Annotated in this window: 9 protein-coding genes; 2 read left to right on the top strand and 7 right to left on the bottom strand. The window is 65.5% G+C overall.

The features are described 5' to 3' along the window. Window positions 1–10: 10 nt before the first annotated feature. Window positions 11–811, bottom strand: coding sequence for a purine-nucleoside phosphorylase (locus ABCW42_RS06490; RefSeq protein ID WP_423184827.1), 801 nt, complete (start codon window positions 809–811; stop codon window positions 11–13). 98 nt (window positions 812–909) lie between these two features. On the opposite strand from ABCW42_RS06490, the gene ABCW42_RS06495 reads away from it, so the two are divergent. After that, complete coding sequence (locus ABCW42_RS06495; RefSeq protein WP_423184074.1) at window positions 910–2,325, top strand: NAD(P)H-quinone dehydrogenase; 1,416 nt, start codon at window positions 910–912, stop codon at window positions 2,323–2,325. Window positions 2,326–2,470: 145 nt separating this feature from the next. On the opposite strand, the gene ABCW42_RS06500 is transcribed toward ABCW42_RS06495, so the two are convergent. From ABCW42_RS06500 to ABCW42_RS06510, 3 genes are read right to left on the bottom strand one after another with little or no spacing between them, the layout of a single operon-like run. After that, window positions 2,471–4,033, bottom strand: a complete 1,563-nt coding sequence (locus tag ABCW42_RS06500) for an FAD-dependent oxidoreductase (RefSeq protein WP_423184075.1) — start codon at window positions 4,031–4,033, stop codon at window positions 2,471–2,473. Further along, the gene (locus tag ABCW42_RS06505; RefSeq protein ID WP_423184076.1) at window positions 4,030–6,189 is read right to left on the bottom strand and encodes a molybdopterin oxidoreductase family protein; all 2,160 of its coding nucleotides are present in this window, start codon (window positions 6,187–6,189) and stop codon (window positions 4,030–4,032) included. The genes ABCW42_RS06500 and ABCW42_RS06505 overlap by 4 nt, the downstream gene beginning before the upstream one ends. Window position 6,190: 1 nt before the next feature. Further along, window positions 6,191–7,597: an MFS transporter gene (locus ABCW42_RS06510; RefSeq protein WP_423184077.1), complete on the bottom strand. Its 1,407-nt coding sequence runs from the start codon at window positions 7,595–7,597 to the stop codon at window positions 6,191–6,193. 314 nt (window positions 7,598–7,911) lie between these two features. Here ABCW42_RS06510 and ABCW42_RS06515 point away from each other — a divergent pair, with 314 nt between their 5' ends. Continuing rightward, entirely contained in the window at window positions 7,912–9,321 is a 1,410-nt protein-coding gene (locus ABCW42_RS06515) for an MFS transporter (RefSeq protein WP_423184078.1), read from the top strand. A 76-nt stretch (window positions 9,322–9,397) separates the two neighbouring features. On the opposite strand, the gene ABCW42_RS06520 is transcribed toward ABCW42_RS06515, so the two are convergent. The 3 genes from ABCW42_RS06520 to ABCW42_RS06530 all read right to left on the bottom strand — a co-directional run bounded on the left by ABCW42_RS06520 (window position 9,398) and on the right by ABCW42_RS06530 (window position 14,573). Next, complete coding sequence (locus ABCW42_RS06520) at window positions 9,398–11,209, bottom strand: acetyl/propionyl/methylcrotonyl-CoA carboxylase subunit alpha (protein ID WP_423184079.1); 1,812 nt, start codon at window positions 11,207–11,209, stop codon at window positions 9,398–9,400. 127 nt (window positions 11,210–11,336) lie between these two features. Next, window positions 11,337–12,002, bottom strand: a complete 666-nt coding sequence (locus ABCW42_RS06525; protein ID WP_423184080.1) for a Maf family protein — start codon at window positions 12,000–12,002, stop codon at window positions 11,337–11,339. A gap of 48 nt (window positions 12,003–12,050) precedes the next feature. Next, window positions 12,051–14,573 carry an MMPL family transporter gene (locus ABCW42_RS06530; protein WP_423184081.1) on the bottom strand — a complete coding sequence of 841 codons (2,523 nt, stop codon included), beginning with the start codon at window positions 14,571–14,573 and terminating at the stop codon, window positions 12,051–12,053. Window positions 14,574–14,618: the final 45 nt, after the last annotated feature.

Genomic DNA, 14,618 nt, shown 5'->3' on the forward strand with positions numbered 1-14,618 from the left:
AAAGGTTACCTCAGAGCTTAGCGATGATATCCGCCAAGAGCCGCGAAATGCGTGCGCTTGCCGCCTCGCCCGCCTCGATGACTTCCTGGTGGCTCAGCGGGACCGGGCTGATGCCGGCGGCGAGGTTGGTCACGAGGGAAATCCCGAAGACCTCCATGCCCGCGTGCCTGGCGGCGATCGCCTCCAACGCGGTGGACATGCCCACGAGGTCGGCACCGATGCGCTTGGCGTACTGGATCTCGGCGGGGGTCTCGTAATGCGGTCCCGTGAACTGTGCGTAGACACCTTCGTCGAGCGTCGGATCCACCTCGCGGGCCAAGCCGCGGATGCGCGAAGAATACAAATCGGTGAGGTCGACGAACGTGGCGCCTTCGAGCGGCGACGTCGCCGTCAGGTTGATGTGGTCGCTGATCAATACCGGGGTGCCCGGGCTCCAAGCCTCGTTCAGGCCGCCACAACCATTGGTCACCACCAGGGTCTTGCATCCCGCCGCGGCTGCCGTGCGTACTCCATGGACCACGGCTCGCACGCCTTTTCCTTCGTAATAGTGGGTGCGTGCGCCAAGGACCAGGGCACGCTTCCCCTCCGTCGTCAGCACGGAGCGGATGGTTCCCACGTGGCCCTCGACTGCCGGGGCGGAGAAGCCGGGGACTTCCGCAGCGGTGAGTGTCGCCGTCGTGCTGCCGATGAGGTCCGCCGCGGCACCCCAGCCGGAACCGAGCACAAGGGCGACGTCGTGGGATTCGACGCCGGTTTCGGCGGCAATGTAGTCGGCGGCAGTCCGGGCTGCTTCGAAGGGGTCTTTGTTGATCAGCTCAGCGTTACTCACTAGTACAAGCTATCGTGCCAAGACCTCCTCAGGTGGGGCTTAGTGGCAGCGTTTGCGGCATTAAGTAACAATTGATCATTGTGACCACGCATCCTGACTTCAGCTCCCCCCGAATCGCGATCCTGGGCGGAGGTCCAGGCGGATACGAAGCGGCCATGGTCGCGGCCTCCCTGGGCGCGCGGGTCACCATCATCGAGCGGGCCGGACTCGGCGGCTCAGCCGTCCTCACCGACGTCGTCCCGTCCAAAACCCTGATCGCGACGGCGGACCTCATGACCCGTGTGGGCGAGGCGGGGGAGCTGGGAGTCAAGTTCGCCGTCGGCGGCTCCGATGTGGCGCCGGGCATGCGCGCGGACCTCGGCCACATCAACGACCGCGTCCTGCACCTTGCCCGGGAACAGTCCGACGATATCCGGGTGGGCCTCGAACACCTCGGCGTCGAGATCCTCATGGGTTCCGGCAAGCTCCTGGACAACCACACCATCGAAGTGCTCACCTCCGACGGCATCAAGACCGTTACCGCGGACGCCATCCTCCTTGCCGTCGGCGCGCACCCCCGCGAGCTGCCCACCGCCAAGCCCGACGGCGAACGCATCCTCAACTGGGCACAGCTTTACAACCTCGAAGAGCTTCCCGAAGAGCTGATCGTTGTGGGTTCCGGCGTCACGGGCGCCGAGTTCGCTTCTGCCTACAACGGCCTTGGCTCCAACGTCACCCTGATCTCGAGCCGCGACCAGGTGCTGCCGGGCGAGGACACCGATGCTGCGCAGGTCCTTGAAGGCGTCTTCAAACGCCGTGGGGTCCGGGTGCTGTCCCGCTCGCGTGCCCAGGCGGTGGAACGCACCGAAACCGGGGTCATGGTCACGTTGGGCGACGGAACCACGGTCACAGGCAGCCACTGCCTCGTGTGCGTGGGCTCCATCCCCAACACCGCAGGCATCGGGCTGGAGGAAGCCGGCGTCGCGGTGTCCGAGTCCGGGCACATCAAGGTGGACGGCGTCTCCCGCACCACCGCTCCCAACATCTACGCGGCCGGCGACTGCACGGGCGTCCTGGCCTTGGCCTCGGTGGCAGCCATGCAGGGCCGCATCGCGGTCGCCCACTTCCTCGGCGACGGCGTCATGCCGCTCAAGCTGCACCAAGTCGCTTCCAACATCTTCACTTCACCCGAGATTGCGTCGGTCGGCGTGTCCGAGGCGGACCTCGAATCGGGCAAGTACCAGGGCGATGTGGTGATGTTGTCCCTGCTCAGCAATGCCCGCGCCAAGATGCGCAACAGCAAGGACGGCTTCGTCAAGATCATCGCCCGCAAAGGCTCCGGCACGGTGATCGGCGGCGTCGTGGTCGGCCCCAACGCTTCGGAGCTCATCTTCCCCATTTCCGTTGCCGTCACGCAGAAACTGCACGTCGACGACGTCGCGAGCACTTTCACCGTGTACCCTTCGCTGACCGGATCCATCTCCGAAGCGGCGCGCCGCCTGCACGTGCACATGTAGCTTCCCTGCGGGGTTGGTGACGCGGGTCTTGGCCTGCGACGCAGAAAATGACTTTCGACCTAGGTATTCCTGGCGCGAAAGGCATTCTCCGCGTCGTGAGGCCGGATGCGCGTCACCAGCGAGCCAGCAAGCCTCGCCCCAGCCCCTACGCAGCTACCCCTTGAAAGTGCTTTTCGATCAGCGCTTTGATGTCGCTGTGGCAGCCCCCGCAGCCGGTCCCCGCCCGTGTGGCCTTGGAAACCTCGGGTACGGAAGAGCAGCCATCCAGCACGGCTTCCTCGATGCTCCCACCGCTGACACCCGCGCAGCGGCACACTGTCCGCTGAGGATCATCCTGTGCTCCAGGGGAATCCAGTTGGTCCGGACCGTCGAGGCGCAGGAGCAGGGAACGGTCGGCGGGCAGTTCGGATCCGCGCTCGAACAGCATCACAAGCTCTGCCGCCGTTCGGGGCATGCCCACGGTCACGAGTCCTTCCAGCGCACCACCGCGGGTGGTCATCTTGACGTAGCGGCCGTGCTCGGGATCGGCCCACTGGGCAACCTGGCGGCGCGGCTTCCCTTCGGAAACGCCAGCGGTGAGCACTTCCTCATCCCACGGTTCTGCGGCATTGTCTCCGGCGACGGCCAGGTTGATGCCGCGTGCTTTCAAGACCACCACGCCGGGCTTCTCCTGCGGCAGGGGAACATGCGCATCCGCTGCATCCTGTCCGCCCTCGGCAAGGAGCACCAAGTATTCGGCGAGCCATTCGGCTTGCCTCCACCCCGGGCCAACCAGGCCGGAGGGTCCCGGAGCGTGCGGGCATTCAAGGCAGTCGACGTCGGCACACCGGACTTCGGCACAGTCTCCGATCGCGAACATGTGCGGCTCGTGGTACGTGCGCAGGCGGTGGTCCACCAGGATTCCGGTGGCAGCCGGGAGGCCACAGCCCTCGGCCAGTTCGATCCGGGGCCGCACACCGCACGACAGGACCAACAGGTCGCCTTCAATCCGCGATCCGTCACTCAGCACGAGCGCGGAAAACGCGCCGTCGGGCCCGTTGTGCTCCACGGCCGTGGAGCGGGCGTTCCCCACCATTCTGATGCCGGCGCTTCGCAGGTTCGCCGCGAGAACGGCTCCGCCGCCGCGGTCGATGTTGCGGCCCAGGGGAAACGAACCGTTGTGTACCACGGTGGTCCGGGCACCCTCTTCGGCGGCGGCCAGTGCGGTCTCAAGGCCAAGAACGCCGCCGCCCAGGACAATGACTCGTTTTCCGGCAGTCACCGCGGCGCGTAGTTGCGCGGCATCGCGAAGATCCCGGAGGGCGGTGACACCGGCAGGAAGCACGGGATGGGCGGGGTCCGGGTTGATGCCCGTGAGGTTGGGGATGACCGGCCGGGAGCCGGTGGCGAACACCAGGCGGTCGTAGCCGGGCCTGGTCCCGTCGGAGAGCACCACTTCCTGCCGGGCCCGGTCGATCCGCTTGACTGTGACTCCCAGCCTGACCTCGACGCCCGCCGCGGCGAGCCCGTCCATGTCCGCCATGGCGAGGGCCTCGGCGGTGGTTCGTCCAACCCCGAGTTCGGCGACCATGACGCGGTTGTACGCGGCTTCGGTTTCCTGCCCGACGACGAGCAGCTGGACGAGTCCGCTACGCACTGCCGGCACCAATTCCTCGACGAGCCGGGCCGCCACGGGACCAAACCCCACCACCACAATGCGCTCGCTCACGAGGCCTCCTTGATTGCTATTGCCTTCCGCACCCGGACCTTGCTGGATTTGAATTCCGGCATGCCCGAGACAGGATCCGTTGCCGCTTCCGTGAGCCGGTTGGCGCTGCCCGCTCCGGGGAAATGGAAGGGCAGGAAGACGGTGTCGGTTCGAATGGTGTTGCTCAGCTCAACCTTGCAGAGGACTTCGCCGCGATCATTGGAAATCACCGCGAAGTCGCCTCGCGAGATGCCCCTCGCGGCCGCCGTCGACGGATGGATCTGCAGGAGCGCTTCCGGCTGGGCCGCGTCGAGCTCGGCCACCCGCCTCGTCTGGGCGCCGGACTGGTAGTGCTCCAGCAAGCGTCCCGTCACCAGCGTCAACGGTTGCGCATCGGAGAGTACGACGGCGGAGCCCGCCGGGCGTTTGCCCGGAACCACCGGAACCATCACCGCGCGGCGGTCGGCGTGGGCGAAACCTTCCAGGAAGAGGCGCGGGGTTCCCGAACTTCCGGCCGGGTAGGGCCAGTATGCGGCGTCTCCGCGGTCGAGCATGGCGTAGTCGATGCCCGAATAGTCGGCCAGGCCGCCGGACGAGGCCAGCCGTAGTTCTTCAAAGACCGTCTCGGGATCGTCGCTGAAGGTCGAGGGGGCGTCGAGCAATTCCGCGAGTCGTGCCATGAGCCACAATTCGCTACGGACGCCGGCCGGGGGAGTGAGGGCCTTCCGGCGGCGGAGGACCCTGCCCTCAAGGTTGGTGAGCGTGCCTTCCTCCTCGGCCCATTGCGTGACCGGGAGGACAAGGTCTGCTTCGAGCGCCGTTTCGGACAGGAAAAAGTCGCACACTACCAGGAAGTCCAGGCTGCGCAGTCCGGCGATCACGGCGTTGGCGTCGGGTGCCGAGACCGCCACATTGGCGCCGTGCACGAAAAGGCAACGGACGCCGTCGGGCTTTCCCAACGACTTCAACAGTTCCACCGCCGGAAGTCCGGGACCCGGGATGAGGCTTTCGTCGACGCCCCACACCGCGGCAACATGGGCGCGGGCGGCGGGGTCGGTGATTTTGCGGTAGCCGGGCAGCTGGTCTGCCTTTTGGCCGTGCTCGCGGCCGCCCTGGCCGTTTCCTTGGCCCGTCAGGGTGCCGTAGCCGCTGCGGGAGGATCCTGGAAGGCCGAGGAGGAGGCTGAGGTTGATGGCCGCCGTGGCGGTGTCCGTGCCGTCCACGTGCTGTTCGACGCCCCTGCCGGTCAGGATGTAGCTTCCGCCGTTGCGGGCACCGTGGGCGAGGCGGCGTGCCGTTTCGCGGATGAGGGTGGCGGGGACGCCCGTGATCGACTGGACTCGCTCGGGCCAGAACCCGGCCAGGCTGCGGACGATCGCCGTGTAACCGCTGGTGCGTTCCTCGAGGTAGCTGAGGTCGGCAAGTCCTTCGTGGACCACCACGTGCGAGATGCCGAGGATCAAGGCAAGGTCTGTGCCAGGGGTGGGCTGCAGGTGGATGCCGCCGCCGTCGCCGGTGAACGCCGCGGTTGCTGAACGTCGTGGATCGGCAACGATCAACCCGCCCGAATCGCGGGCGCCCTTGAGGTGTTGCACGAACGGCGGCATGGTCTCGGCCACGTTTGAGCCGAGGAGGAAAATCACGCTGGCCGTGTCGAGGTCCTCGACAGGGAACGGGAGCCCGCGGTCCACGCCGAACGCCCGGTTCCCGGCTGCCGCGGCCGAGGACATGCAGAACCGGCCGTTGTAGTCGATCCGCGAGGTCCCGAGCGCAAGCCGGGCGAATTTGCCCAACTGGTAGGCCTTTTCATTGGTCAGTCCGCCGCCGCCGAACACGCCGACAGCGTCGGGCCCGTACTTCTCGCGGGTCTGCTTGACGGCTCCCGTGACCAGCATGAGGGCCTGGTCCCAGCTGACCGGCCGGTGGACGCCGTCGGATCCCTTGAGCAGGGGTTCGGTGACGCGTCCTGTGTGGTTCAACAACGACGCCGATGTCCAGCCCTTGCGGCACAGCCCGCCCCGGTTGGTGGGGAAGTCGCGCCCGGATACTTCCAGGACGGGAAGTGCCTTGGCTGCGGGCGCGGGGCCGGACCCCGGCTGCGCGGAGGCAGCCGGGGTCAGGCTCATGGCGCACTGCAGCGCGCAATACGGGCAGTGGGTGTTGGCGCCATTGGGCATATTAGATGTGTCCCATCGCTTGACGGTTGGCCTTGCGGAGGTAGAAGCCCCAGCAGACGAGCAGCATCACCACGTAGGCGCAGACGAAACCGTAGAAAGCGGGGGTGTAGGAGCCGGAAGCGCTGGAGGCGTTCAGGACCTGGGGGATGACGAATCCGCCGTAGGCGCCGATCGCTGAGATCAGTCCGAGGGAGGAAGCGGCAAGCCGCGCGGTCTCCGCCGGCTTTGCCCCGGAACGTGCGGCGCGGCTGGACGTCGCGAAGATGACCGGGATCATGCGGTACGTTGCGCCGTTTCCAAAGCCACTCGCCGTGAAGAGCATCAGGAACAGGACCAGGAAGAGCCAGAAGTTCTTGAGCGGAAGGGTCCAGATCATGGTGAGGGTGATGACGGCCATGGATGCGAAGGCGGTGACGGTCATCCGGGCACCGCCCATGCGGTCCGCCATCCGTCCGCCGTAGGGGCGGGCCAAAGAGCCGACCAGCGGGCCGAGGAACGCGAGTGAGAGGGCCACCGCGCCGACGTGGAAGGCGGAGAACGCCGGGAAGTAGTCCTTGATGAGCTTGGGGAAGACGCCGGAGAAACCGATGAACGAACCGAAGGTGCCGATGTAGAGGAAGGCCATGATCCACAAGTGCGGTTCCTTGAGCGCGGCGATGGAGCCCGCCACGTCACCCTTGGCGCTGGTGAGGTTGTTCATGTACTTGAAGGCGCCGAAGGCGGCGACGAGGATGAGCGGAATCCAGATGAGGCCCGCCATCGGCAGGTTGACGGTACCGGCGGCCAAGAGGGTGACGGCGATCGGGACGACCAACTGCGCGACGGCGGCACCGAGGTTTCCGCCGGCCGCGTTGAGTCCCAGCGCCCAACCCTTTTCGCGGGCTGGGTAGAAGAAGGTGATGTTCGCCATCGAGCTGGCGAAGTTGCCGCCGCCGAAGCCTGCCAGCGCCGCTACCAGCAGCATGAGGCCGAACGGCGTTGCAGGGTTCGAGACGCAATACGCAAGGCCCGACGTCGGGATCAGCAGCAACAGCGCGGAGACGATGGTCCAGTTGCGGCCGCCGAAGCGGGGAACCATGAACGTGTAGGGGATACGCAGGGTGGCGCCGACAAGGCTGGGGATGGAGATGAGCCAGAAAATCTGGTTAGTGTCGAACTTGAAGCCTGCGGCAGGAAGCTGGACGACCACAATCGACCAGAGCTGCCAGACGACGAAGCCGAGGAATTCGGCGAAGATGGACCAGTACAGGTTGCGCTTGGCGATGGAGCGGCCGGCGGCCTCCCACTGTTCCTTGTTCTCTGCATCCCAGTTGGCGATCCAGCGGCCAGGGCGGTGTTCGAGCTCGGGGACGAGAGCAGTGGGGGCCTGCTCGGTGGTGAGGATTTCGGTGCCTCGATCAGCTGTCACGGACTGCCTCCTTGGTGGGGACGATGTACTTACACGGTATGGACAGCTCGTTTCGAGGACCGGCGCTGTTTGTAAACGTGCTGTGACATTTGCCTATCGGTGCACGTCACCGGTGCGTGAGGCGATGGTGGGCTGGAGTGAGCCGGCGAACTTTGGGTGTGGCCTGGACCACAGGATGAGACATTTTGAAGTGTCCATATACTGGAACCGATTGTCCAATTGCTGGATAAGCACAATTATTATTGAACTATCAATTATTTTTTGCCGGCAGGCTCAGCTACGCCGGGCCGGCGTGAACGAAAGCACTCTCTTACATGTCTTCCATCGCTGAATCCAAGGAAAGCGAGTCAATCAAGCCGGTGAACTCGCGGGGACGGGTGATCTTCGCCAGCCTCATTGGCACGTCGATCGAGTTCTACGATTTCTACGTCTACGCCACCGCGGCCGTACTCGTCTTTCCCAAGCTCTTCTTCCCCTCGGCGGACGAGACCACCCAGCTGTTGAGCTCCTTCGCAGTGTTCGGCGTGGCATTCATCGCCCGCCCTCTTGGCTCGATCATCTTCGGCCACTTCGGTGACAAGTTCGGCCGCAAGGGGACGCTGGTCGCCTCATTGCTGACCATGGGCATTGCCACCTTCCTCATCGGCTGCCTTCCCACGGCCCAAGTCGCCGGCTGGACGTTCCTCGCTCCCACGCTCCTGGTGGTCCTGCGCTTCGCGCAAGGCCTGGCACTTGGCGGCGAGTGGAGCGGCGCTGCCTTGCTGGCAACGGAGAACGCCCCCGCCAACAAGCGCGCCATCTACGGCACTTTCCCGCAGTTGGGCGCCCCCATCGGCTTCATCCTGGCCAACATCATCTTCCTGGTTTTCAGCTACACCTTGACACCTGAAGCCTTCCAGGCGTGGGGCTGGCGCGTGCCGTTCCTGCTGAGCGCCGTCATGGTCATCCTTGGCCTCTACGTGCGGCTCAAGCTCATCGAAACTCCCGCGTTCACGAAGGTGATCGAATCCAACGAAGTGGCCAAGCTGCCCATCGGCCGCGTCTTCAAGACCAGCTGGCGCCCGCTGATCCTCGGCACCTTCATCATGCTGGCCACCTACGTGCTGTTCTACCTGATGACCACCTTCACTTTGACTTACGGGACCAAGCCGACGCTCGCAGGTGCACAGGCCGCTGCTGCGAAGGCCGGCAAGCCGATGACCGACGCAGCCGCCGCTGCGTTCGTTCCCGGCCTTGGCTACACCCGCAACGACTTCCTCTGGATGCTGATTGTCGGCGTCGTGTTCTTCGGCATCTTCACGCTCGCCGCCGGTCCGCTCGCGGAAAAATTCGGCCGCCGCAAGATGCTCCTCGCCGTGACTGCCGGAATCCTGGTGTTCGGTCTGCTGTTCGTCCCGCTGTTCGGCGGCGGATTCGCCGGAACCATGGCCCTGCTGATCATCGGCTTCACCCTGATGGGCCTCACGTTCGGCCCCATGGGAGCGCTCCTTCCCGAACTGTTCCCCACCAACGTGCGCTACACCGGTTCTGCCGTGAGCTACAACCTTTCCAGCATCCTCGGCGCGGCCGTGGCTCCGTTCATCGCAGTCTGGCTGTGGGAAGCGGCCAAGGGCAGCACGGTACTCGTTGGTGTCTACCTCAGCGCCATGGCAGTGCTGACGCTCGTCGCCTTGTTCCTGACCAAGGAAACCAAGGACGCCGATTACGCGAACAACGTGGCCTGACCCTGTAATAACAGGTTCGCGTTAAATGGCTCCGGCCCCGCACCACTGTTGCGGGGCCGGAGCCATTTGAGTCTGCCTAGTCCTCGATCGTCGCGATCACGGCGCCGGCAGAAACGGTTTCGCCCGGGTTGGCTAGCAGGCCATGGACGGTACCCGCTTTGTGCGCGGTCAGGGGTTGCTCCATCTTCATGGCCTCGAGCACTACGATCAGGTCGCCTTCGGCAACCACGTCGCCGTCGGACACTGCCACCTTGACGATCGTGCCCTGCATGGGCGACGTCAACGCGTTGCCGCCCGCCGTGGCGGCGGCGGCACCTGCCGAGCGGGAGCGCTTCTTGGTCTTGGCTCCGCCCTTCGAGGCTGAGCCTCCGCCCACGGAAACCGTTCCGAGCGTCGCGGGAAGCACGACTTCCAGCCGCTTGCCGCCGACCTCGACGACAACGCGTTGCCGCTCTCCGGCGTCGGGAGCCTCCGGTGCGGTTCCGTTGGGCGTCCACGCGGGGATGACCGTGGTGAATTCGGTTTCGATCCAGCGGGTGTGCACCTTGAACGGACCCTCCGCGGGAGCGAAAGCGGGATCGCTCACGACGGCGAGGTCGAACGGAATGACGGTGGGGATGCCCTCGACCACCATCTCCTCCAGGGCCCGCCGCGAACGCTGCAAGGCCTGCTCACGGCTCGCGCCGGTGACGATCAGCTTGGACAGCATCGAGTCGAAGTTCCCGCTGATGACGTCACCCTGTTCAACACCCGAGTCGATGCGGACGCCCGGACCGGTGGGGTTCTTCAAAGTGGTGATGGTGCCCGGTGCCGGCATGAAGTTCCGTCCCGGGTCTTCGCCGGTAATACGGAACTCGAAGGAGTGCCCGCGGACCTCGGGGTCGCCGTAACCGAGTTCCTCGCCGCGGGCGACGCGGAACTGTTCACGGACGAGGTCGATGCCCGTGACTTCCTCGGACACACAGTGCTCCACCTGGAGGCGCGTGTTGACCTCGAGGAAGGAAATGATGCCGTCCTGGCCCACCAGGAACTCACACGTACCGGCGCCCAGGTAGCCGGCTTCCTTCAAGATGGCCTTGGAGGACTCGTAGAGGCGCTGGTTCTGCTCTGCGGTCAGGAATGGAGCCGGAGCCTCTTCCACGAGCTTCTGGTTCCGGCGCTGGAGCGAGCAGTCGCGGGTGGAAACAACAACCACGTTGCCGTAGGCGTCGGCCAGGCACTGGGTCTCGACGTGCCGCGGGGAGTCGAGGAAGCGTTCGATGAAGCACTCGCCGCGGCCAAAGGCGGCAACAGCTTCGCGCACTGCGGACTCGAAAAGTTCAGGAATTTCCTCGATTGTCCGGGCTACCTTGATGCCACGCCCGCCGCCGCCGTAAGCGGCCTTGATAGCGATGGGAAGGCCGTGCTCCTTGGCGAAAGCGAGGATCTCGTCGGCCGACTCCACGGGATCCGCGGTGCCGGGAACCAGGGGAGCGCCGACCTTCTCCGCGATATGGCGGGCCTGCACTTTGTCGCCCAGGGCGGAAATGGCCTCCGGCGAGGGACCGATCCAGGTGATGCCGGCGTCGATGACCTTCGCCGCGAACTCTGCGTTTTCGGCGAGGAAGCCGTAACCGGGGTGGATGGCGTCAGCGCCCGACTGCTTGGCGACCTCGATCAACTTGTCCATCACGAGGTACGACTCCGCGGCCGTATTGCCCCCCAGCGCGTACGCTTCGTCCGCCAATTTCACGTGCAGGGCGTCGCGGTCCGGGTCCGCGTAGACGGCCACGGAGGCGATGCCTTCGTCCCTGGCCGCGCGGATGATGCGGACCGCGATCTCGCCTCGGTTGGCGACCAAGACCTTGGTGAGGGGGCTGGAAATGGGCTGCGCCGGATTAGCTGACAAGTTGACTCCTTCTGTCCTTCAGGGAGCCTAGCGCGATTTTGAGGGTTCCGCCCATATTGATGGGGGATTCCGTGTGTGAGGCGCCCTGTCTTTGTAGGGTTGCTACAACTCGTCAGCCAATGCGGCGTCACTCCGCCGCGGCGTCGGCCTTCCAGAGCTCGGTGATCCCCACGTTCGCTTGGCCGAGCAACTCGCGCAGGGTCGAAATGGAGAGCCCGACGACGGCGTGGGGGTCGCCGTCGACCTTGCGGATGAACGCCCCGCCCAAGCCGTCGATCGTGAACGAACCCGCGCAGTGCAGCGGCTCGCCAGTGGCGATGTAGGCGTCGATATCCTGTTCGCTCATCTCCGTAAAGTGGACTTCGGCACTCGACACCGCGCCGACCGTAGCGCCGGTGCCGTCGGCGATCTCGTCGTCGTCGACGTCGGCCGCGGTTTCTCGGCAGTCCACCAGCCAGTGACCGGTGTGGAGGACGCCCTTGGAACCGCTCATCCGGACCATCCGTTCCTTGGCGACCTCCACGGTGTACGGCTTGCCGTGCGATTCGCCGTCGAACTCGAACACCGAATCGCAGCCGATCACCAAGGCACCCTCGGCATCGGGCAAGGAGGCAACCGCTTCGGCCTTTGCGCGGGCCAGGAGCAGCGCGGTGTCGTGCGGGTCGGTCACGCCGTAGCGTGCCTGGACGGCGTCCTCGTCGACGTCGGAGACGAGGATTTCGTGGCGGATGCCGGCCTCAGTGAGGAGCTTGGTGCGAGCGGGGGACTGGGATGCCAAGATCAATCGGGTCACGGATCCAGCGTAATACCCACGCTCGCACGTCGCTTCAGCACCCCGGCGTCAGTGGACCAGTTCCTTGGCGCCGCCGGCCGCCGTCGTGCGCTCCAGGCTCGCGCCTTCGACGTCGACGTCCGGAAGGATGCGGGAGAGCCATCGCGGGAGCCACCACGCCTTCTCGCCCAACAGGAACATGACGGCCGGAACAATGGTCATCCGCACGACGAACGCGTCCACGAGCACGCCGAACGCCATGGCGAATCCCAGCGGCCGGACCATGGTGAGGTGGCTGAAAATGAAACCTGAGAACACGCTGACCATGATGATCGCGGCGGCGGTGACCACGGCAGAGGCGTGGCTGAAGCCGCTTCGCACGGCCTGCTTGGCGTTCTCCCCGTGCATGAACGATTCGCGCATGCCGGACGTGATGAACACTTGGTAGTCCATCGCCAGCCCGAACAGCACGCCAATGAGGATGATCGGCAGGAAGCTCAACACCGCTCCCGGGTTGGCGACGTCGAACACCGTACCCAGCCAGCCCCACTGATAAACGGCCACGACGGCGCCGAAAGCTGCCGCGAGCGAGAGCAGGAATCCGCCCGTGGCGAGCAGCGGGACCACGATCGAGCGGAACACCAGCAGGAGCAGGACCAGCGAGAGCCCGACGACGATCGCCAAGTAGGGCGGCAAGGCTGCGCCGAGCTTCGTGGAGACGTCGATGTTGCCGGCCGTCTGTCCTGTGAGGCCGATCGTGGCGCCTGTCGCCTGCTGGATATCGGAGCCTTTGGCGCGCAGTTCGGAGACCACCTGGACGGTGCTGGCACTCGCAGGGCCGTCCTTCGGGATGACTTGGAAGACGGCGGTGCGATGGTCGTCACTGAGCGCCACCGGAACGGCGGCAACAACGTTCGCCACGCCGCGCAGCTGGTCCGCAACATCGTATTGCTTCGTCTTCGCTTGCTCTTCGCTGAGCCCGGCGGGGAACGTGCCGACCACCACGATCGGTCCGGTCATTCCTTCGCCGAAGCTCGTCCGGGTAAGGTCGTAGGCTTTGAACGCCTGGGAATCGACCGGTTCCGATCCGCCGTCGGGCAGGGCGAGGCGCAATTGCGAGGCCGGCAGTGCAAGCACGCCCAGCAACACCACGCCGGCCAGCAGGGACGCGACGGGGTGACGCGTCACGAGGCCGCCCCAGCCCCGGCTGCTGCGGCGCAGTTCCTGCACGCGGTCGGCCGAGGCCTTGCCCGGTTCCGCGTTGTGGCGCGCGGCGCGAGCCCACGCGCGCCTCGAGATGAGCCTGCGGCCCACGAGCGAAAGGATGGCGGGAGTCAGGGTCAAGGAAACGACGACGGCGACTGCCACCGTCGCGGCGGCCGACAGGCCCATGATGGCGAGGAACGGGAGCCCGGGAACCACGAGTGCTGCCAAAGCGATGACTACCGTCAGGCCGGCGAACAGGACGGCATTGCCTGAAGTGCCCGTGGCGAGGGCTACTGATTCTTCGGCGTCCATTCCAGCCAGCATTTGGCCCCGGTGGCGGTTGACGATGAACAGGGAGTAGTCGATGCCGACGGCGAGTCCCAGCATGAGGGCGAGCATGGGGGAGATGGAACTCATGTCGATCACGCCGGTGAGGGCGAAGGTCCCGCCCACGCCGACCGCCACGCCGACGATCGCCATGAGGAGGGGCAGGCCGGCTGCCACGAGGGTCCCCAGCATGACGATCAGGGCAATGGCGGCAACAGCGATGCCGATGACTTCCGCAACTCCGAAGATCTCGGAGACGTCCTCGGTGATCTCCTTGCTGGCAAGGGCGGTCACGCCCGCGGAGGAGACGCTGTGGACGATGTCCTGGACCTGCTGCCGGACAGCCGGGGTCAAACCATTGATGGAGGTTTTGAATTGGACCTGGGCGATTGCCGCCTTGCCGTCCTCGGAGACAAACCGCATGCCTTGGGAGGCGGCGGCCTGGCGCTTTGCCAAGGCGAGCTGGGCGGATCCGTCGGCGGCCTGCTTCTCACCGGCTTCATATTGCTGGCGGCCGGCCGCCAGTTCGGCCTTCTTGGAGGCGAGCTGGGCTTGCACCTGGGCTGCGGGCATGCCGGCGGCAAGCATTTGCTGCTCGGCTGCTTTGACCTGCGCGTCGCCGGCGTCGAGCTTTGCCTTGGCCTGGTCAAGTTGTGCCTGTCCGGCGGCGGCTTTCTGTTCGCCGGCAGCTACCTGTGCGGGTGCTTGGTCCAATTGCGCCTGGGTGGTGAAGGGATTGACCGTGGATTGCACATCCGGGAGCTTTTCCAGGTTTGCGAGGGCAGTGGCGACTGCGTCCTTGCCTGCTTGGGTGAATCCGGAATCGCCGGCCTCGAAAACGATCCCCGCGCTGCCACCGGAGGATGCGGGCAGTTCCTTTTTGAGCTTGTCCAGCATTTGCTGGGTCTCTGTGCCAGGGATTTGGAAGTTGTTGGACATTGTGCCGTGGAAGGCTGCCGCGGAGCCGCCGACGGCCATGAGCACAACAAGCCAGAGGGAAATCACCAGCCAGCGGTGGCGATAGGAAAACTTACCAAGACGGTAGAGCAGGAGTGCCATGAGGGAACCGATCTGTCGGTGTGTGGTTAGCCGAAGGTAGTGGGC

This window comes from Arthrobacter sp. NyZ413, assembly GCF_049390645.1.
In the GTDB taxonomy this organism is placed as follows: Bacteria; Actinomycetota; Actinomycetes; order Actinomycetales; family Micrococcaceae; genus Arthrobacter.